We start from the raw sequence: 19,588 nt of genomic DNA, 5'->3' as shown, positions 1-19,588 counted from the left end.
TCAGACGATCCTCGTTTCGTGGTTCCGCCAGTACGTCTCCCGGAGCAGGCCCTTGCGCAACTTGCCGCTGGGGTCCCTGGGCAGGCTCAGGACGAAGTCGACAGCGCGCGGGCACTTGTACGGGGCGAGGCGCTCCCGGCAGTACGCGAGCAGCTCGTCGGCGCTCACGTCGGCGGCGGCCGGCTGGACCACCGCGAGGACCCGTTCGCCCCTCTCGGGGTCCGGGACCCCGATCACCGCGACGTCGGCCACCCGCGGGTGCATGACCAGGACGTCCTCGGCCTCCCGCGGGTAGATGTTGACCCCGCCGGACACGATCATGTGCGCGGCCCGATCGGTCAGATACAGATACCCGTCCGCGTCGAGATACCCGATGTCCCCCAGGGTGTTCTCGCCGAAGTGGACGACACCGTCGACGATGCGGACGTCGTCGCCCGCCCGGCCCACCGATCCCGGGTGGGCCAGCCACTCCTCGGGACCGATGACCGTGAACCCGTACGCCTCGGTCCCGGAGCAGAACTCGTGGATGATCGGGCCGAACCAGTCGAGCATCCGCCGCTTGACCTCCACCGGACAGGGCGCGGCGCCGTGGAGGAGCACGCGCAGGCTGCTCAGGTCACAGGCGCGCTGCTTCGCCTGCCATCCCAGATACATGCGGCGAGAATATCATTCTCAGTGAGTGCAAGTAAGAGTCTCGTAACCTGTGATGCGCGATTCGGTAGGGCGCCGCGACTTATTCCCGTTGAAGTGGAGTATCGTTCTGCAAGTGACCGCAGTCCCCGAAGAGCCAGCGTGGCGCCAGCGCGCCGTAGAGCGATCGACCCGTGCCGCGAAGCTGCGCGCCGAGCAACGCGTGCAGCGCTTCCTGGACTCGGCACAGGAGTTGATCGTCGAGAAGGGCACGACCGACTTCACCGTCCAGGAGGTCGTCGACCGCTCGAAGCAGTCCCTGCGCAGCTTCTACCAGCACTTCGACGGCAAGCACGAGCTGCTCCTCGCCCTGTTCGAGGACGCGCTCTCGATGGGCGCCGCCAAGGTCCGCGAGGCTGCCGCCGCCGAGAGCGATCCGCTGCAGCGCCTGCAGATCGCCGTCGAGACGCTCTACGAGCAGTCGCACCCCAGCCCCGGCGTCCAGCGCCCGCTGTTCAACGATTTCGCACTGCAACTGCTGGTCAAGCACCCCGAGCAGGTGGCAACCGCCCACATCCCGATGCTCACCGTCTTCACCGAGATCATCGAACAGGCCGCCGAGGCCGGTCTCATCGCCGGCGGGAGACCCCGCCGACAGGCCGCCCTCGTCATGCAGACGGTCATGTTCGCCTCGCAGGCCCACGGCGTCCCCGCCGACAGCCACGCCCACCCGGTGACCTCCGAGGAGGTCTGGCAGTTCTGCCTGGGCGGCATCTCGGGCGTACCGGCCACGGCGGGCAGGTCCGCCTCCGCGTAGTACCGGCTGGAGCCCTCTGATCCCGTGCGCGGGGAGTCCCATTCTCCTCCTCGGAGAGTATGGTTCCCGTCATTGCGCCGGAGGATCAGAGGGGTTCCCGTGTCGATACGGTCGGGTGCCGGACCTCATTACCGGGTCGTCCAATGGGCCAGCGGCAATATCGGCTCCCGTGCGCTGCGGGCGGTCGTCGAGCACCCGGACCTGATGCCGGCCGGGCTGTACGTCCATACGCCGGACAAGGCGGGACGAGACGCCGGAGAGCTGTACGGCCTCGGCCCGACCGGTGTGATCGCGACCCACGACATCGACGAGATCGTGGCCCTCGGCGCCGACCGCGTCCTCTACATGCCCCGGGCCTGCGACATGGACGAGGTGTGCCGGTTGCCGGCCTCGGGCGCGAACATCGCGACGACCCGGGGCGAGTTCCATCGCGCCGCCGGCCTCGATACCGCGGTGCGCGAGCGAGTCGAGGCCGCGTGCGAGAGCGGCAAGTCCTCGATCCACAGCACCGGAAGCAGCCCCGGATTCATCACGGAGGCACTTCCCCTGGCCCTGAGCTCGATCCAACGGCGGCTCGACGGCCTTAGGACCTGTCCTGGCTCGGGTGCGGTCCTCGGCGTGCGCGGAGCGGACGTACGGCGGGTGACTCGTCGTACGCAGGGAGGACATACCGATCCTTTGGTACTGCGTTCTCAGTAGCCGGGACAGTCGACCGACACATGACGACGAAAGACCCCCTGCTCGTGGAAGCTGGGAAGGGTCCCGGGACCGGATGGGGAGACCTGCGCATCGTGACCACGGTGCCCCTCGTGAAGAACCCGGACCGCTCTCGTTCGCGGTTCGTACGCGATATCGCCCACCATGGTCACAGCACCCGACAGGAAACCCTCCCGATGATCACCAGCCGACAGCGGTTCGCCCAGGACCATCCCCGCGTCATCGACGCGACGGTAGTCCTGCTGCTGTTCGCGGCCGCCGCCCTCGGCAGCGCGTGGAGCAGCGACGAACCCACCGGCCAGCGGATCGCCTGGTGGCCCGGCATGCTTCTCGCGGGCGTCGGCGCCCTCGCCCTGGTGTGCCACCGCAGGTACCCCCGCACGGTGGTCGCGGTGACCGCGGCCGCAGCCAACGGCGCCAGCGCGCTGGGCTACCTGATCACCCCGCTGCTGCTGGCGCCGCTCATGGCCGCGCTGTACTGGCTGGCCGTTTACACCGACCGCAGGACCGCACGCATCGGTCTCTTCGGCACCGCCGCACTGCTGATCACCACCGCGCTGATCTCGGACCCGTACCACCATCCGTTCTCGCTCAAGACGGTCGGCCCCGCCTTCTGGGTGCTGATGCCCATCGCCTGGGGCACCGCGACCCGGCTGCGGAGCGCCTATCTGGAGGCCGTGCAGGCACGCGCCGAGTACGCCGAGCGCACCCGCGAGGAGGAGGCGCGGCAACGGGTCGCCGAGGAGCGGATGCGGATCGCCCGCGAGTTGCACGACGTCGTCGCCCACCACCTCGCGCTGGCCAACGCGCAGGCCGGGACCGCCGCGCACCTCGCGCGCACCCATCCCCAGCAGGTCCAGAAGATCCTCGACGACCTCGCCGGTACCACCGCCTCGGCGCTGCGCGAACTGAAGGCCACCGTCGGGCTGCTGCGCCAGGCCAACGACCCCGACGCACCCCTGGAACCCTCCCCGGGTCTGGACCAGCTCTCGGAACTCACGGCCGCGTTCGCGACCGCCGGACTCAAGGTCGACGTCATCGCCGAAGGCGAACCGTGTCCACTGTCACCGGGAGTGGACCTGACCGCCTTCCGCATCATTCAGGAGGCACTCACCAACGTCGCCAAGCACGCCGCCTCGGACACGGCCCACGTACGGCTCGTCTACTCCCACAACCGGCTGACCATCACGGTCACCGACGACGGAGCGAGCACGGTGCCCACCGCTCCGGCCCCGGGCCATGGTTTCGGTCTGATCGGGATGCGCGAGCGCGCCCTGTCCGTGGGCGGTCGGCTCAAGGCCGATCACCGGGCCGAGGGCGGCTTCGAGGTCACCACCGATCTGCCGCTGCACTCCCCCGCCCCGGAACAGGACCGCACCTCATGACCATCCGCGTGCTGCTCGCCGACGACCAGGCCCTCCTCCGGGCGACCTTCCGGATCCTCATCGACTCCTGCCCCGACCTCGAAGTCGTCGACGAAGCCACCAACGGCAAAGAAGCCATCGACCTCGCCCGCATCCACCAACCCGACATCGTCCTCATGGACATCCGCATGCCCGGCACCGACGGCCTCACCGCCACCGCCGCCATCTGCGCCGAACCCGACCTCGACACCACCCGCGTCCTCATCCTCACCACCTTCGAAATCGACGAATACGTCGCCCAGGCCCTCCGCGCAGGCGCCAGCGGCTTCCTCGGCAAAGACGTCGGCGCCGACGCCCTCCTCGACGCCATCCGCACCGTCGCCGCCGGCGACACCCTCCTCTCCCCCCAAGCCACCCGCGCCCTCATCACCCGCTTCCTCACCACCCCCACCCCCGGCACCCCCCTCGCACCCCCCGAAGCCCTCACCACCCTCACCGCCCGCGAACGCGAAGTCATGGCCCTCGCAGCCGAAGGCCACTCCAACCACGAAATCGCCGACCGACTCACCGTCAGCCCCCTCACCGTCCGCACCCACATCCACCGCGCCATGACCAAACTCGGCGCCCGCGACCGCGCCCAACTCGTCGTCATCGCCTACCAGACCGGCCTCGTCACCCCCACACCACCGGCTGACTGACCGCACGCGCTGCGCATGCCGACCCGCCCCGTGCTGTGATAACCCATGAGGATCACCATCTCTGGGAGAGATGAGCTGCGGCGTCGGGAGAGGACATGGATCTGCGGCAGATGGAGGTCGTGGTCGCGGTGGCAGAGGAGGGCGGGTTCACCGCGGCGGCGCAGCGGCTGCACGTGGTGCAGTCGGCCGTGTCGAGCACGGTACGGGCGCTGGAGCGGGAGCTCGGGACCCCGTTGTTCGACCGCACCACGCACCGAGTGTCGTTGACGACGGCCGGCGAGGCCTTCGTACCGGCCGCGCGGGCGACCTTGCGGGCCGCCGAACAGGCGCGGTCGGCGGTCGACGCCGTCCAGGGGCAGCTGCGGGGACGGGTGACGGTCGGCACGATGCAGGGAGTATGGGCCGATCTGCACCGCCCGCTGGCCGCGCTGCGCGCGGAGCACCCGGGAGTGGTGGTACGGCTGCGCCAGGCGGCGGTGACCGACATCCGGCAGGCGCTGCGCGAGGGCACGGTGGATCTGGCCGTGGTCGCTCTCGACCGTCAGCAGCAGCGCGGGCTGGTGGCCCGGCTGCTCTCCCAGGAGGAGATGGTGCTGGTGTCCGCGCCGGAGCGGGCCCTCTCCGTGTCCGGAGCCGACGGGACGGTCACGCTCGCCGAAGCGGCCCGGCTGCCGCTGGTGGACTTCACGCCCGGCTGGGCGATCCGTCTCGCCGTCGACCGGGCGTTCCGTGCCGCCGCCGTCGAGCGCGAGTCGACCTTCGAGGTCAACGACATCGTCGCGGCATCCGAACTCGTCCGCGCCGACCTGGGCGTCTGCGTCATGCCCACCTCGATCGCCACCCGCTTCCCCGACCTGACCAAACACCGTTTCGACCGGCACGCGCCGAACTGGAAGGTCATGGTGGTCCGACCACACGGCGAAGCACCTCCGGCCGTCGCCGCGCTCCTACGCCACATGACCTGACCAAGCGCGACGACCCCGGCCGCGAAACCGGGGGCCGGGAGGCCCGGAAGCGCGGGGCGGCCAGAGCAGGCCCAGCGCGGCCGGCGCGGGCCGCGGCGGGCCGCGGCGCCGGGGTGGGGCGCCGGGGTGGGGCGCCGGGGTGGGGCGCCGGGCCGGGGCGCCGGGGTGGGGCGGTCATCGTCTCTGGAGATGACTGACATCTCCTATCATCGCCACCACAGGGGAAGCGCGAGGGCTCTCCGGGCGCTGAGGAAACCGTGCGGGCGGCAAAGAGGCCGCTCGTCCACCACTCAGCGTTTCGCCGAACCGCTCAACCGGTTCCCTTCCCGAGAAGGTGCCCGTGTCCAAGTCCCCCGTCCTCAAGCCATCGCCGTCGGGTCAGGCCGCCACCGCCCAGGCCGCGCACGGCGTGCCGGGCTGGCTGGTCGCCCTCTTCGCCGTCGCCTCCGGCATGACGGTCGCCAACCTGTACTACGCCCAGCCCCTGCTGTCCTCGCTGCGTGACGTGTTCCATGTCGGCACGGCCGCCGCCGGCGGACTCATCACCCTCACCCAGGTCGGCTATGTCCTGGGCATGCTCTTCCTGGTCCCGCTCGGCGATCGCCTGGAGAAGCGCGGACTGATCAGCGTGCTCCTGACGGTCACCACGCTCGCCCTGGTCGCCGCAGGTCTCGCCACCAGCTTCCCCATGCTGCTGATCGCCTCCCTGATCAGCGGAGCCACCTCGGTCGTCGCCCAGATCCTGATCCCCTTCGCGGCGAGCCTCGCCCCCGACCACGCCCGTGGCCGGATCGTCGGACGGGTGATGAGCGGTCTGCTCACCGGCATCCTGCTCTCCCGCACCCTCAGCAGCCTGGTCTCCGACGTGGCGGGCTGGCGGGTCGTGTACCTGGGCTCCGCCGTCCTGATGGCGCTGCTGGCCCTGGCCCTGCGCGCGGCCCTGCCGCAGCACGCGCCGACCACGACGATCCCGTACGTCCATGTCCTGCGCTCCACGCTCCAGCTGGTGCGCACACACCCCGCGTTGCTGCGCCGGGGCCTCTACCAGGCCGCGATGTTCGGCGCGTTCAGCGCGTTCTGGACCACGGTGTCGTACGTCCTGACGGGCCCCCACTTCCACTACTCCCCTGTCGGAGTCGGCCTCTTCGCCCTCGTCGGCGCGGCCGGAGCGGCCGTCGCCCCGTTCGCCGGTCGCTGGGCCGACCGGGGGCTCGTCCGCCCCATGACCGGCGTCGCCTTCGCCGTCGCGGCCCTGGCCTTCGTGCTCGCGGGCTTCGGCCAGAACCACGTCACCCTGATCGCCCTCGCCGCGATCCTCGTCGACACGGCCGTACAGACCACCCTGATCCTCGGCCAGCACACCATCTACCAGCTCGACCCGAACGCCCGCGCCCGCCTCAACAGCGCGTTCATCGCGACCTTCTTCGTCGGCGGCGCGCTCGGCTCCCAGCTCGGCTCGATCGCCTACCACGCCGCCGGCTGGGCAGCGGTCAGCGTGCTCGGCGCCGCCCTGCCGGTGCCGGCCTTGCTCTACTGGGCGACGGAACGCCGCGCAGCCTGATCAATGCCCCCGGCCACGGGTCACGACCCCGCTTCCCTCCGCAGGAAGTTGCTCACCTGGCAGGCGAGACTGTCCCTCGCGGAGTCGGAGCGGGTACCGGCGTCGACCGAGCCTTCGTACAGGTCGATACCACCCACCCAGAGGTACCGGTCGGTCCACTCGTCGTCGACCTTCAGCTGGACCTGGATGTCCACCCGGGGCAGGGAGGCGTCCGGGCCCGCGGCGAAGAGGACCGCGGTGGCCCGGCGCAGGGGGTACACGTCGTAGCCCTCGATGAACTGGGAGTTGCGCCAGTCCAGGAAGGCGCTCTCGCCGTCGGCGCCGACACGGATGTCGATCTGGCCGTCCTCGAGGTGGATGCCGAAGTGTTCGCCACCGCGGTTCTCGACCGTCACGCGGCACCGGAAATAGGTCAGTCCCTCGGCGGCGTCGTCGCGTCCCCTCGGCGGCTCCGCCCGCTCCACTCCGTGGACGCGGACACGCAGGCCGGCATGCTCGTCGTACTCCTGCCAGTCCCCGACCACGTTCGGCTCGTGCACGGTCCACCTCTCCACCTCAGAGAGCTGTTTCCTATCTGTGCTCTCAACTGGGTGTCAAATGAGCGGCACGCACCGTGGCCAGGGATTTTGCCCTCCTTGATCGGCGATCAAGCCGTGCCCAGCCAGAACCCGTGTCCCCGCCGCCCGGGGGACATTTCCACGCGTGCTGCACATCACGTTCTCAGGTGCCGCGGCGCAGCGTCCGCATCTGTTCGTCGAGCGGGCCGAGTCCGACGTCGCGGCGCCGCTCGTCGAGGGTCTCGGGCCGGCGGATCGGATACGGACGGAAGGTCGCGGGGTCGACCCGGGTGCCGTAGAACTGCGGCTGGCCGAGTTCGACCGCGCAGTGGTCGGCGATGTAGGCGTGGTGCGGGGCGGGGCAGCGTCCGTCGGCGGTGGCCCGGGCGATCAGATCGCGGCAGCGGAGCTGGAAGTCGAGGTCCGGGGCGTGCAGCAGGATCATCAGGGCCGCGGTCGAGGCGGGCGCGCCGACCAGGTCCGCGGTCGGCCAGCCGTGCCGGCGGACGATCGCCGCGAGGGCGTCGGCGTTGGTCCTGCGGCACTCGACGAGGCCGCGCCGGATCTGTGGGGTGGGGTTCGTGCGCGCCTGCCGCATCAGGTGCCGTTCCTCGTCGGCCCTGCGCGAGAGTTCCCGGGCGATTGCGGCCGCGAGTGCCGGGAGGATGTGCGCCGGTGTGCCGTCCGGCTCCGTCGGCGTACCGTCCGGATCCCTCGGAGCGTCGAGAGCGAGGTGCGGTGGAGGACCCTTCATGGCATACCTCGCAGCGTCAGTGTGAACCACACCTTCTTGCCCGTGGTGCCTGGTTCGGGCGGTGCGATGCCCCAGTCGTCGGTCAGTGCGCCCACGATGGCCAGTCCGCGTCCCGACTCCTCGGCCGCGTCCATGGCCCGCGGCCGCGGCAGGGCGAGCGAGCGGTCGGCGACCGTCACGCGCAGCTGGTGCTCGGTGCACTCGAGGGTGACGGTGATCCAGTCGCCGGGGCCGGGGCTGCCGTGTCTCACCGCGTTGGCGAAGAGTTCGTCCGTCGCGAGGACAGCGTTGTCGAGGTGCTCGGGCAGCCGCAGGTGGGTGAGGCACTCGGCGACCATGGTCCGTACTCCGGCCGCGCGCGACGGGTGGGCGGGGACGGTGGTCCGCACCAGGCGGGGTCGGCGCACGGGCAGCACGGCGGCGTCACCGGGCCGGGTCCGGCCCGTGGGCACGTGGCCGTCCGTCGTGTGGGCGTCGTGCGGCGGTGAGGGCGACGGCCCGCGGCGATGTGCCCTGGATGCCGTCATCGGTCCTCCTTCGTGTGCAGCGCGGGTGGGGGACGTGCTCGGTGGCTGCCCATGCAGCCAACAGGGCCCGGCCATGGGTCGACCAGGGGGTATCGGGGTTGTCCGGTTGCGGGCGCGTAGTGGCATGGGATGTATGTTCGATCGGGTGAGCAACGTCAGCGGGATCCGGACGTCGGCGCCACCGGGCGAGCCCACCGGGTGGTCCGGCGTACGCGGCAAGCGCGTACTGGTCACCGGTGGCACCCGGGGTCTCGGCGAGCAGATCGTGCGGCTGCTCGCCGCCGAAGGGGCCCGGGTGGCGACCTGCGCGCGCACCGCGGGGGACCTGGAGGCGTTGGCGGAGTCGCTGGACGTCCCCTTGTTCACGCGGGCGCTCGATGTCACCGAGCCGGAGCACCTGGAAGACTTTGTCGCAGCCATGGCGAAACGTTTCGGCGGGCTCGATGGGGTGGTGGCCTGTACGGGGGGTTCTCGCGGAGGCCGCTTCGAGGAGGCCGACGCCGGGGACTGGGCGGCGACCTGGGAACTGAACGTCGGCCATACGGCGCGGCTGGTGCGGGCCGCGGTGCCGCATCTGCGGGCGGCGGGCGGCGGCTCGGTCGTGGTGATCTCGTCGATCTCCGGCTGGAAGCCCGGGTCGCCCGTCCAGTACGGGGTCGCCAAGTCCGCGCAGATCCAGCTGGCCGCCTCGCTCGCCCGCGAGCTCGGACCGGACGGGATCCGGGTGAACGCCGTCTCCCCCGGGTCGATGCTGATCCCGGGCAGGCGCTGGGACCGGATGCGCCGGGAGGACCCCGCGGCGTACGCCGACTTCGTGGCGACGGAACTTCCGAGCGGGGAGCCGGTTGCTCCACAGGAGGTCGCCCGGGTGGTGGCGTTCCTGCTGTCGGACTGGTCGAGCGGCATCTCCGGAGCCCATCTCCCCGTCGACCGTGCCCAGAACGCACCCTCCCCGGACGGCTATTGAGTCGCCGAACGGAACCGAGCCACCCCCGGGCGGACTCAGGCCACCGACCGGCGGACCTACGCCACCCCCGGACGGACTCAAGCCGTCCGGCGGAGCGGCCGCTCTTCCCCCGGTCACCTCAGGCTCCCCCGCAGCGCCCGGGACCCGCGCCCAGAACCCCGCCCCATCGGCTCGTACGGCAACCGAGCCGGCGGGCCGTCATGCCACCGCCCCCAGCACGCCCCGGGACCTGCGTTCGAACTCCTGGACCATCGGCTCGTGGCGGCGGGGTTCCAGGCGCCTGCGGAAGTCGCGCAGGGCCTGGATCGAACGTTCGCTGTGCACGGTGCTGAGCGTGTCCAGCGCCTCGGTGGCGGTACCGACGGCCTCGTCGAGGCGGTCCTGCTGGAGATGGGCGGTCGCGAGGACGGAGCGGCTGATGGCCTGGCGCCTGCGCCGGTCGGCGCCCGCGCTCAGCGACTCGCTCGCCGTGCGTTCGGCCTGCGCGGCGAGCCCGAGGTCACGGAAGCACAGGGCGGCCTCTGCCTGCAGATAGTGGTGGTCGAGGTAGCGCACCCAGAGGGACTCCTGCGCGGCTCCCCGACTCACGTCCAGCTGCTGTTCCGCCAGGCGCAGGGCCTCGGAGGCCTCGCCCGGGTGTCCCTGGGCCGCGTGGCCGCGTGCCGCCATGGCGTACAGACGCATGAGTCCGAGCGGGCTGCCCGCACCCTTCGCGGTGGCGACTCCCGCCCGGGCCAGCGCCACCCCCTCGTCGGGGCGGCCGAGGTTGGTGGCCAGATGGGAGAGTCCGGCCAGGATCTGCCCGCCCAGCACCCGGTCACGGCCCTCGGCGCACAGCCGTAACCCCTGGGTCATGTACCGCTGCGCGAGCCCGTACTCCCCCGCGTCGTACGAGCTCCAGCCGGCCATCGCGGCGAGGCGCGCGGCAGCCGCGTACAACTGGCGTTGCAGCTGCGGCGGCGTACCACGCCGCTGCAGCAGGGGGACGACCTCGGTGGACAGGTAGTGCACGATGCTGGTGCGCACCCCGCCGCCGCCGTAGTGGTTGTCCATCTGGTCGAACATGGCGATCATCGCGTGCACCTGCTCGACCGGCCCGCCGTCGGCCACCGGCGACGGACGGAAGCCGTCCTGCTGCTCCAACAGCCAGAGCAGCCATTCGCGTTGAGGGTTCGTCAGCGCGGCGGCGACGAAGGGCACCGAGCCGAGCAGGCTGCGGCGGGAGATGTCGGTGGACCCCAGCTCGGCCAGGGTGTGAAGGGTTTCTGCCACGTCTGCGCCATAGACGAGCGCCCGGACCGCGACCGGGCGCTGCTGATCGGAGTGGAAGCCGAGGTCCGCGGGCGACACCGCGCGGCCGAGCCGCTCGGACAGCACCGCCGCGATCAACTCCGGCGTGGCACCCCGCGGTTGCTGGCCCTGGAGCCAGCGGGTGACCGACGCCTTGTCGTAGTTGGAGTCCACACCCTGGCGGCGGCCCAGTTCGTTGACCCTGAGGGCGAGGGAGGCGTAGGAGCAGCCGGCGTCCTTGAGGGCGGCCGCCAGCGTCGTGTTGGCCCCGCCGGGGCCCTTGCCTGCGCTCCTTGATTGTCCGTCGGTCACGGTGGCCACCCAGGTCTCGCATCACGGTCGCGTACGGCTGCGCCCGTACCTGCCGGTACTTCAATCCCATTGCAGCAGAGCGCAGTTGAGCGTTCGTCGCCTCTGACTGTGCGACAGGTCACTCGATCACTATGGTCGCCGACAGGCTCAACACGCAACCGGCGTTCTGATAATTTCAGAACGATCCGCATCGCCCTGTCTCTGTCAACGACCGCGTGGCACACTGCACGCTGTGATACAGCCGTACCGGGAGGTAGGAAGTGAGTGACAACCGCTCGGGCGGCAGCGCACCCACGGTCCTGCGGATGGTTCTCGGCAAGCGGCTTCGACAACTGCGGGAACGGGCCGGAGTGTCGTTCGAGGACGCGGCACGGGCGATCGAGGTCACGCCCCTGACGGTCCGCCGGATCGAGAAGGCCGAGGTCGGCCTACGGATCCCCTACGTGAGGGAGTTGCTGCACGCCTATGGGGTCCCTGCGACGGAGATCGACGACTTCCTCACCCTGGCCCGCGAGGCCAACCAGCCCGGGTGGTGGTACAAGTACCGCGACGTGCTGCCCGAGTGGTTCAGCGCCTATGTGAGCCTGGAGAGCGAAGCCAGCGTCATCCGTCTCTACGAACCCCACTACGTCCCCGGCCTGTTGCAGACGAACGACTACGCCACCGCGCTCATGCGCGTGGGCTTCCCCAACGAGTCGAAGGAGGACATCGCCCGTCGCGTCGCCCTGCGGACCAAGCGGCAGGACCTGCTCGCCAAACCGGACGCGCCCGCCATCTGGGCCATCCTGGACGAGACGGTGCTGCGCCGCCCGGTGGGCGGGGCCGAGGTGATGCGGGCCCAGATCGACCGGCTGCACGAGGTCCTGGACATGCCGAAGGTCAGGATCCAGGTCATGCGCTTCGGAGTGGGGGCACACCCCGGCGCCTTCGGCCCGTTCCACCACTTCCGCTTCGGTTTCTCCGAACTGCCCGACGTCATCTACACCGAAAGCCTCGCCGGCGCGGTCTATGTCGACCGGCCCGCCGACGTCGTCACCTATCTCGAAGTACTGGACCGGATGTCCGTGCAGGCGGAGCCGGTCGCTCGGACCAGGGCCATCCTGGGTGAACTGCGTAAGGAGTTGTGATCCATGGGATCCAAGGGCCCCATCTACAGCGGCATGCCGGCCGTCGACCTGGGCACCGAGGGCTGGGAGAAACCCTGGAGCGGTACGAACGGCGGGAGTTGCGTCGAGGCCAAGCGACTGCCCGACGGCAGCGTGGCCTTCCGCCAGTCCAAGGACCCGGACGGGCCCGCGCTGGTCTACACCCGGGACGAAATGATCTCGTTCCTCGAAGGCGCCAAGTCGGGTCAGGCCGACTTCCTGATCGCCTGAGGCTCTCCAGCCTGGTGAGCGATACGTAACGAACCCGTAGCAGACCGTCACGCGTACGCCCGGCGCCCAGGCGCCGTCGGACACCCTCCTCGGCCCTGTAGCTGTGCGGGCTGGGCCGACCGGCGTCCGGAGGGACGTGCCACGCGGGCTGACGGCTCCTGCCGTCAGCACCAGGGCACGAAAGCGATGGGCTTGCGGCCGGCAACACATGGGATCACCAAGCCAATCCGAGACGCTCGGACAACCCGCCGCAAGCTCCCGAGCTCCCGAGAACCTCCAGACACTCGGGAGAACCTCCGAAGCCACACCACTACGCCCGCGCAACCGGACAACCCGCGCGCCCACTGCCGCTGTGCGGGTTGTCCGTCCACACTGAGGGAATCGGTCGTCCTGGAGGGAGCGGTATGCGCACCGGTCCTTGTTCCGAGGTGGGTCCGGGTCCTGAAGCGGGCCCTGGTGCCGAGGTGCGGGGATGATCCTCCGCCAGGCCCTCACCCAGTGCCGGACCCTGGTCGTCGAAGGCCCCGACGGGATCAGCAGAAGTGCCCTGATCGCCGAACTGGCCCACCACGGATTCACCGTCCGGCTCTGCCGCGGCCCCCTTCACCATGTGGACCCCACCCAGCCGTACCGCGAACTCCTCTCCGCACCGGGCCGGTTGGCCGTCGACGGCAGTCTCGTCCACGAACTGGTCTACGGACCACTGCGCCGCGGGCGCTCCCGGGTGACATGGATCCAGGCCCTCGACTTCGCCGAAGCGGTGGCGGAACGCGACGGCGCCCTGATCCATGTGACGGGCGAGACGGACGACACCGAGGCGGTCGACGCGTACGAACGGGCACTGCACACCCTCGCCCAGCACGTCCCCGTGGTGACCCTCGACGCCGAGGGCATCGGCCATCCGATCCGCGGCCCCGCCTGCACACACCATCAACTCGAGCAATACAAAGGGCAGTTGACGGTAGGTTACTGACAGACCGCGTGACGCAGGCAGGAGACAATCCCATGACAGACAGCCGGCCCACCCCCGACCAAGAGGCGCTGTCCAAGATCGACACCACGGTGCCGCACTCGGCCCGCATCTGGAACTACTGGATGGGCGGGAAGGACAACTACGAGGTCGACCGGATCGCGGGTGACGCCTATCGCGAGGTGGCGCCGAACATCGAGACGATGGCCCGGGCCTCCCGCGAGTACCTGATCCGGAGCGTTACCTTCGTGGCCGGCGAGCTGGGCATCCGCCAGTTCCTGGACATCGGCACCGGCCTGCCCTCGTACGACAACACCCACCAGGTCGCCCAGCGGGTGGCGCCCGAGTCACGCATCGTCTACGTCGACAACGACCCCCTGGTGCTCCGCCACGCCCAGGCACTGCTGACCAGCACTCCCGAGGGCGTCACCAACTACATCGACGCGGACCTGCACGAGCCCGAGAAGATCATCGAGTCGGCGAGCGGGATCCTGGACTTCGACCAGCCCGTCGCCCTGATGCTCATGGGCATCCTCGGTCACATCCAGGACTACGAGGAAGCCAAGTCGATCGTCCGCACCCTCCAGGCCGCCCTGCCCTCCGGCAGCTACTTCGTGCACTACGACAGCACCGACACCGACGCCGCGCTCAAGCAGGCCCAGCAGGGCTATGACGACACCGGCGCCATCCCGTACGTACTGCGCAGCCCCGAGCAGCTCACCGCGTACTACGAAGGCCTGGAGCTGATCGAACCCGGCATCGTGTCCTGCCCTCTGTGGCGCCCCGAGCCCGGCAGCTCTCCGGAGCCCACGGACGTCCACGGCGGCGTGGCCCTCAAGCCGTGATGCCACCCATCTGACCGGGGTTCGGCAAGGCGGGCGGGCCGGTGTCCCGGGCACGGCCGAGCAGCTTCGCCGGATTGCACCGGTGCCCGGCAGCCGGGTCCCATGGACCGTGGACCCGGTAGCCGTAACGCTGCCCCGGCCCGACACCGGGCAGATAGCAGTGCCACACGAAGCCGTCGGCCTCGGTCATCGTGACCGTGCGCGTGGTGCCGTCGTCATCGAGGAGGACGAGGTCGACGCGTTCGGCGACTTCGGTGAACAGGGCGAAGTCGGTGCCTTCGCCGTCGTATGCCGCGCCCGGTGGAGAGGGGCGCCGGTCCAGATGCGCACGTGATCACCGTACGGCGATCACGGCCTCGGTGTCGTCACGCAGTCCGGCGAAGGCCGGAACCGGCAGCGGTATCTGACGCGGCGTCCGCAGCGCCTCCCGCAGACTGGGCATGGGCCTGGTCGGGACCAACGGGGCGCGCTCGGCGGCACGGGCCCGCCAGGAGAACCAGATGATCTTGCCGCCGGAACCGGTGGCACAGCAGCCCCATCCGTCGCTCAGCGCGGCGATCTGCGCCAGGCAGCCCTGTGGGGCGTTGTGCGGGCGAAGATCCTGATCGTTGTCGGAGACGGCGGTGATGAGGTGCGAACCGTTCCACCACATCTCGATGGTCGTGTTCTTGTCCGCCGCGTGCTCGTCGATCGTATGAAGCAGCGCTTCGGCACAGTGGCAGACGGACTCGACAAGGGTCCCCAGGTTCCAGTACCGGAGGTGGGCCCCCAGAATGCGCCGGATCTGTCCGACCCGTTCCGGGGTGACCTCCACGTCGAGGTGGTAATAGCAGGGCACTGCAGTTTTCATCGTCGTTGGCTCCTCACGGCGAAGCTCCCGCTTTTCCTCGCCCTTGCCGGGCCGGCCCCGAACACGAAGCGTGAGCGCTGAACGCTTCTGAGTCAGTCCCAGAGTGAGAGCACTACTCCGTTCGTGCAACCCGAGAGCCGCCGCCCGCTGTAGTTGAAGACCCAACAAGACGCTTGGTGTCCGCACGGGCACCATGGGTGAGGGTGCCGACCGCTCGTAGCGGGGCGGTTTCCCTCCGCGCACGGCCGTCCGGCACCAGCCGGGTGCCCCGTGCGCGGCCGAGAAAGTGGGAAGGTGACCAGCGCCATGCTGCTGCCTGCCAAAGCCGAGGTCGCCAGGCACCTGGAGCAATACCGGGCCTGGGAACGGCGGCTGCTCTTGGCCCCGGCCGACCACGCGGTGCGGGGCAACTTCGAGAACACGGGGTACACCCTGTGCGTGCTGATGGGGAAGCGCTGCGCGCGGGAGGCGGTGGACGCCGCCGAGCACTATCTGCGGGGCGCTCAGCACTCCCAGGGGTCCCAGGCGTCCCAGGGTTCTCACAGTTCCCAGAGTTTCTGAACCGTAGGCAGGGCGCGAGGACGGCGGAGGCAAAACCCATGGAGGCACACCCGGCAGGCGGCCGTGACCCGATCGACCGCATCCCGATCGTGGACGTCCATCCGGTCGTCGAGTGCGGGCGACGCCCCGCGAAGGCGGTGTGCGGAGAGACCTTCCAGGTCACCGCCACCGTCTTCGGCGAGGGCCAGGACGCGGTCGGAGCGAATGTCGTTCTGCGCGACCCGAACGGCCGGCCCGGTCCCTGGACTCCGATGTGCGAACTCGCCCCCGGCACCGACCGCTGGGGTGCCGAGGTCACGCCGGGACCCGTGGGTCACTGGACGTACCTCGTGGAGGCGTGGAGCGACCCGGTCGCCGCATGGCGCCGCACCGCCGGAATCAAGGTTCCGGCCGGGATCGACACCGGGCTGATCCTGGAGGAGGGCGCCGCGCTGTACGAGCGCGCCGCGGCGGGGGTACCGGATGCGCCCGGCCGAGCGGCGGTGCTGGCCGCGGCGAACGCCCTGCGCGACCGTTCCCTGCCGCCCGCCGCCCGTCTCGCGGCCGCCCTGACCCCGGAAATGGCCGCCGTCCTCGCCGAACACCCGCTGCGCGAGCGGGTCTCCCGCTCGCTGCCGATGCCCCTGCTCGTGGAACGGGAACGGGCGTTGTACGGCGCGTGGTACGAGTTCTTCCCGCGCTCGGAGAGCGGACATCTCGACCCGCCGGTCCACGGCACGTTCCGCACCGCCGCCGAACGCCTCCCCGCCATCGCGGAGATGGGCTTCGACGTCGTGTACCTCCCGCCGATCCACCCCATCGGCACCACCTTCCGCAAGGGCCCCGACAACAGCCTGTCGGCGAGCCGCCGGGATGTCGGCGTGCCCTGGGCGATCGGCTCCCCGGAGGGCGGGCACGACGCCGTACACCCGGATCTCGGCATGATCGACGACTTCGACGCGTTCGTACGCAGAGCCGCTGAGCTGCGCCTCGAAGTCGCCCTCGACTTCGCGCTCCAGTGTTCCCCGGACCACCCGTGGGTGGACAAGCACCCCGAGTGGTTCCACCACCGCGCCGACGGCACGATCGCGTACGCGGAGAACCCGCCGAAAAAGTACCAGGACATCTACCCGATCGCCTTCGACCAGGACATGCCGGGGCTGATCGCCGAGTGCGTACGGTTGCTGCGGTACTGGATGGACCACGGCGTGCGGATCTTCCGGGTCGACAATCCGCACACCAAGCCGGTGGTCTTCTGGGAGCAGGTCATCGCGGAGATCAACCGCACCGACCCGGACGTGATCTTCCTGGCCGAGGCGTTCACGCGGCCCGCGATCATGCACAGGCTCGCGACGGTGGGTTTCCAGCAGTCCTACACGTATTTCACCTGGCGCAACACCAAGCGGGAGCTGACCGACTACCTCACCGAACTGTCGGGCGAGTCGGCCGCCTTCATGCGGCCCAACTTCTTCGTGAACACGCCGGACATCCTGCCCGGCTACCTCCAGCGGGGCGGCCGGCCCGCCTTCGAGGTGCGAGCCGTCCTGGCCGCCACCCTCTCACCGACGTGGGGGGTCTACGCCGGCTACGAGCTGTGCGAGAACACTCCGGTCGGGGTGGACAGCGAGGAGTACCGGAACTCGGAGAAGTACCAACTGCGTCCGCGCGACTGGGAGTCGGCCGCCCGGCAGGGCAGCACCATCGCACCGCTGATCACGCGACTGAACCGGATCAGACGGCGCCACAAGGCCCTGCACGCACTGCGGAACCTCCACTTCCACCAGGCCGACAACGACGCGCTGATCGCGTACGGCAAGTGCTCCGGCGACGACACGGTCCTGGTGGTGGCCAACCTCGACCCGCACCACACCCAGGAGGCGACGGTCTCGTTGGACATGCCGCAACTCGGCCTGGACCGGCACGAGTCCGTGTCCGTACGGGACGAGCTCACCGGCGAGACCTACCGCTGGGGCCAGGCCAACTTCGTGCGACTGGGGCCGGGCGGTGCGCATGTGCTCGCCGTCCTGCGACCGTCCTCACCGTAGATCGGAGGGTCACCCACCACATGATCGTCAACGAGCCCGTCCCGGACACCTTCGGGGACACCCCGGCCAGGGACCGCGATCCCGATTGGTTCAAACGCGCTGTCTTCTACGAAGTCCTGGTCCGCTCCTTCCAGGACAGCGACGGCGACGGCGTCGGCGACCTCAAGGGCCTCACCGCGAGACTCGACTACCTGCAATGGCTGGGCATCGACTGCCTGTGGCTGCCGCCGTTCTTCAAGTCCCCCCTGCGGGACGGCGGCTACGACGTCTCCGACTACACCGCCGTCCTCCCCGAGTTCGGTGACCTCGCCGACTTCGTCGAATTCGTCGACGCCGCCCACCAGCGCGGCATGCGCGTCATCATCGACTTCGTCATGAACCACACCAGCGACCAGCACCCGTGGTTCCAGGAATCCCGCGCCCACCCCGACGGGCCCTACGGCGACTACTACGTCTGGGCCGACGACGACAAACAGTACGAAGACGCGCGGATCATCTTCGTCGACACCGAAACCTCCAACTGGACCTTCGACCCGGTCCGCAAGCAGTACTACTGGCACCGCTTCTTCTCCCACCAACCGGACCTCAACTACGAGAACCCGCGGGTCCAGGAGGAGATCCTCGCGGCCCTCCGATTCTGGCTGGATCTCGGCATCGACGGTTTCCGCCTCGACGCGGTGCCCTACCTCTACCAGGTGGAGGGCACGAACTGCGAGAACCTCCCCGCCACCCATGAATTCCTCAAGCGGGTGCGTAAGGAGATCGACGCCCTGTATCCGGACACCGTCCTCCTCGCCGAGGCAAACCAGTGGCCGGAGGACGTGGTCGACTACTTCGGCGACTTCCCCTCCGGCGGCGACGAGTGTCACATGGCGTTCCATTTCCCGGTCATGCCGCGCATCTTCATGGCGGTGCGGCGGGAATCCCGCTACCCGGTCTCGGAAATCCTGTCCAAGACCCCGGCGATCCCGTCCGGCTGCCAGTGGGGCATCTTCCTGCGCAACCACGACGAGCTGACCCTCGAAATGGTCACCGACGAGGAACGCGACTACATGTACGCGGAGTACGCCAAGGACCCGCGGATGCGCGCCAACATCGGGATCCGCAGGCGGCTGGCGCCTCTCCTGGACAATGACCGCAATCAGATCGAACTGTTCACGGCGTTGCTGCTGTCGCTGCCGGGGTCGCCGATTCTGTACTACGGCGACGAGATCGGGATGGGCGACAACATCTGGCTCGGTGACCGCGACGCGGTGCGCACCCCGATGCAGTGGACGCCCGACCGCAACGCGGGCTTCTCGTCCTCCGACCCCGGCCGGCTGTTCCTGCCCACTATCATGGACCCGGTCTACGGCTATCAGGTGACGAACGTCGAGGCGTCGATGTCCTCGCCCTCGTCGCTGCTGCACTGGACCCGCCGCATGATCGAGATCCGCAAGCAGAACAAGGCCTTCGGCCTCGGCTCCTACACGGAACTCCAGTCCTCGAACCCGGCGGTCATCGCGTTCCTGCGCGAGGCCCCCTCGACCGAGGACGAAGGAGACGACCTGGTGCTCTGCGTCCACAACTTCTCCCGCTTCGCCCAGCCCACCGAACTGGACCTACGGGCCTTCAACGGCCGCCACCCGGTCGAACTCATCGGCGGGGTGCGATTCCCGGCCATCGGCGAACTGCCGTACCTGCTCACCCTCGCGGGCCATGGCTTCTACTGGTTCCGGCTGCGACGCGCTCTCACCCCCGGAGCCGCCAGGCGATCTTGACCGGCGCCCAACGAAGATCGTTCGCCTCGTGAAAGGACGTGTC

20 protein-coding genes and 1 pseudogene are annotated in these 19,588 nt (G+C 69.8%); 14 read left to right on the top strand and 7 right to left on the bottom strand.

What is annotated here, in order from left to right:
- Nucleotides 1-654, bottom strand: coding sequence for an AMP-binding enzyme (locus OG747_RS45220; protein ID WP_405885182.1), 654 nt, complete (start codon nt 652-654; stop codon nt 1-3).
- Nucleotides 655-766: 112 nt separating this feature from the next.
- Here OG747_RS45220 and OG747_RS45215 point away from each other — a divergent pair, with 112 nt between their 5' ends.
- The 6 genes from OG747_RS45215 (at nt 767) to OG747_RS45190 (ending at nt 6,752) form a co-directional block, all read left to right on the top strand.
- Entirely contained in the window at nt 767-1,447 is a 681-nt protein-coding gene (locus tag OG747_RS45215) for a TetR/AcrR family transcriptional regulator (protein WP_405885181.1), read from the top strand.
- 99 nt (nt 1,448-1,546) lie between these two features.
- Entirely contained in the window at nt 1,547-2,146 is a 600-nt protein-coding gene (locus tag OG747_RS45210) for a hypothetical protein (RefSeq protein ID WP_405885180.1), read from the top strand.
- Nucleotides 2,147-2,340: 194 nt separating this feature from the next.
- Nucleotides 2,341-3,549 (top strand): sensor histidine kinase, encoded by a 1,209-nt coding sequence (locus tag OG747_RS45205; protein ID WP_405886038.1) that lies wholly within the window; start codon nt 2,341-2,343, stop codon nt 3,547-3,549.
- Nucleotides 3,546-4,226, top strand: coding sequence for a response regulator (locus OG747_RS45200; RefSeq protein ID WP_405885179.1), 681 nt, complete (start codon nt 3,546-3,548; stop codon nt 4,224-4,226). Before OG747_RS45205 ends, OG747_RS45200 begins: the two co-directional genes overlap by 4 nt.
- Before the next feature lie 95 nt (nt 4,227-4,321).
- Nucleotides 4,322-5,191, top strand: a complete 870-nt coding sequence (locus tag OG747_RS45195; RefSeq protein WP_405885178.1) for a LysR family transcriptional regulator — start codon at nt 4,322-4,324, stop codon at nt 5,189-5,191.
- A gap of 409 nt (nt 5,192-5,600) precedes the next feature.
- Complete coding sequence (locus OG747_RS45190) at nt 5,601-6,752, top strand: MFS transporter (protein WP_405886036.1); 1,152 nt, start codon at nt 5,601-5,603, stop codon at nt 6,750-6,752.
- A gap of 20 nt (nt 6,753-6,772) precedes the next feature.
- Here OG747_RS45190 and OG747_RS45185 read toward each other — a convergent pair whose 3' ends face one another.
- From OG747_RS45185 to OG747_RS45175, 3 genes are all read right to left on the bottom strand, one after another.
- Entirely contained in the window at nt 6,773-7,291 is a 519-nt protein-coding gene (locus tag OG747_RS45185) for a hypothetical protein (RefSeq protein ID WP_405885177.1), read from the bottom strand.
- 181 nt (nt 7,292-7,472) lie between these two features.
- Nucleotides 7,473-8,063, bottom strand: a complete 591-nt coding sequence (locus tag OG747_RS45180; RefSeq protein WP_405885176.1) for a DUF6624 domain-containing protein — start codon at nt 8,061-8,063, stop codon at nt 7,473-7,475.
- Nucleotides 8,060-8,590: an ATP-binding protein gene (locus OG747_RS45175; RefSeq protein ID WP_405885175.1), complete on the bottom strand. Its 531-nt coding sequence runs from the start codon at nt 8,588-8,590 to the stop codon at nt 8,060-8,062. The genes OG747_RS45180 and OG747_RS45175 overlap by 4 nt, the downstream gene beginning before the upstream one ends.
- Before the next feature lie 145 nt (nt 8,591-8,735).
- Here OG747_RS45175 and OG747_RS45170 point away from each other — a divergent pair, with 145 nt between their 5' ends.
- Nucleotides 8,736-9,557 carry an SDR family NAD(P)-dependent oxidoreductase gene (locus OG747_RS45170; protein WP_405885174.1) on the top strand — a complete coding sequence of 274 codons (822 nt, stop codon included), beginning with the start codon at nt 8,736-8,738 and terminating at the stop codon, nt 9,555-9,557.
- A 198-nt stretch (nt 9,558-9,755) separates the two neighbouring features.
- Here the strand turns inward: OG747_RS45170 and OG747_RS45165 are convergent, their stop codons facing one another.
- Entirely contained in the window at nt 9,756-11,168 is a 1,413-nt protein-coding gene (locus OG747_RS45165; RefSeq protein ID WP_405885173.1) for a hypothetical protein, read from the bottom strand.
- A 296-nt stretch (nt 11,169-11,464) separates the two neighbouring features.
- Here OG747_RS45165 and OG747_RS45160 point away from each other — a divergent pair, with 296 nt between their 5' ends.
- The 4 genes from OG747_RS45160 (at nt 11,465) to OG747_RS45145 (ending at nt 14,350) form a co-directional block, all read left to right on the top strand.
- Nucleotides 11,465-12,286 carry a helix-turn-helix domain-containing protein gene (locus OG747_RS45160; protein ID WP_405886035.1) on the top strand — a complete coding sequence of 274 codons (822 nt, stop codon included), beginning with the start codon at nt 11,465-11,467 and terminating at the stop codon, nt 12,284-12,286.
- Between the two features lie 3 nt (nt 12,287-12,289).
- On the top strand, nt 12,290-12,535 hold the full coding sequence (locus tag OG747_RS45155; RefSeq protein ID WP_405885172.1) for a DUF397 domain-containing protein: 246 nt from the start codon (nt 12,290-12,292) through the stop codon (nt 12,533-12,535).
- Nucleotides 12,536-13,007: 472 nt separating this feature from the next.
- Complete coding sequence (locus OG747_RS45150; protein ID WP_405885171.1) at nt 13,008-13,508, top strand: hypothetical protein; 501 nt, start codon at nt 13,008-13,010, stop codon at nt 13,506-13,508.
- Between the two features lie 32 nt (nt 13,509-13,540).
- On the top strand, nt 13,541-14,350 hold the full coding sequence (locus OG747_RS45145; RefSeq protein WP_405885170.1) for an SAM-dependent methyltransferase: 810 nt from the start codon (nt 13,541-13,543) through the stop codon (nt 14,348-14,350).
- A 58-nt stretch (nt 14,351-14,408) separates the two neighbouring features.
- Here OG747_RS45145 and OG747_RS45140 read toward each other — a convergent pair.
- Both OG747_RS45140 and OG747_RS45135 read right to left on the bottom strand, forming a co-directional pair.
- A pseudogene (locus tag OG747_RS45140) lies at nt 14,409-14,672 on the bottom strand (glycogen debranching enzyme); the annotation flags it as partial.
- 12 nt (nt 14,673-14,684) lie between these two features.
- Nucleotides 14,685-15,200: a pep a2 gene (locus OG747_RS45135; protein WP_405885169.1), complete on the bottom strand. Its 516-nt coding sequence runs from the start codon at nt 15,198-15,200 to the stop codon at nt 14,685-14,687.
- A gap of 306 nt (nt 15,201-15,506) precedes the next feature.
- On the opposite strand from OG747_RS45135, the gene OG747_RS45130 reads away from it, so the two are divergent.
- Genes OG747_RS45130 through treS form a run of 3 tightly spaced genes read left to right on the top strand, consistent with a single transcriptional unit; the run spans nt 15,507 to nt 19,545 of the window.
- Entirely contained in the window at nt 15,507-15,761 is a 255-nt protein-coding gene (locus tag OG747_RS45130) for a DUF5133 domain-containing protein (RefSeq protein WP_405886033.1), read from the top strand.
- Between the two features lie 38 nt (nt 15,762-15,799).
- Nucleotides 15,800-17,785, top strand: a complete 1,986-nt coding sequence (locus OG747_RS45125; protein WP_405885168.1) for an alpha-1,4-glucan--maltose-1-phosphate maltosyltransferase — start codon at nt 15,800-15,802, stop codon at nt 17,783-17,785.
- A gap of 20 nt (nt 17,786-17,805) precedes the next feature.
- Entirely contained in the window at nt 17,806-19,545 is a 1,740-nt protein-coding gene (treS, locus tag OG747_RS45120) for a maltose alpha-D-glucosyltransferase (protein WP_405885167.1), read from the top strand.
- Nucleotides 19,546-19,588 lie beyond the last annotated feature (43 nt).

The organism is Streptomyces sp. NBC_01384 (genome assembly GCF_045040035.1).
GTDB lineage: Bacteria > Actinomycetota > Actinomycetes > Streptomycetales > Streptomycetaceae > Streptomyces.
This window is presented reverse-complemented; position numbering and strand designations above follow the sequence as displayed.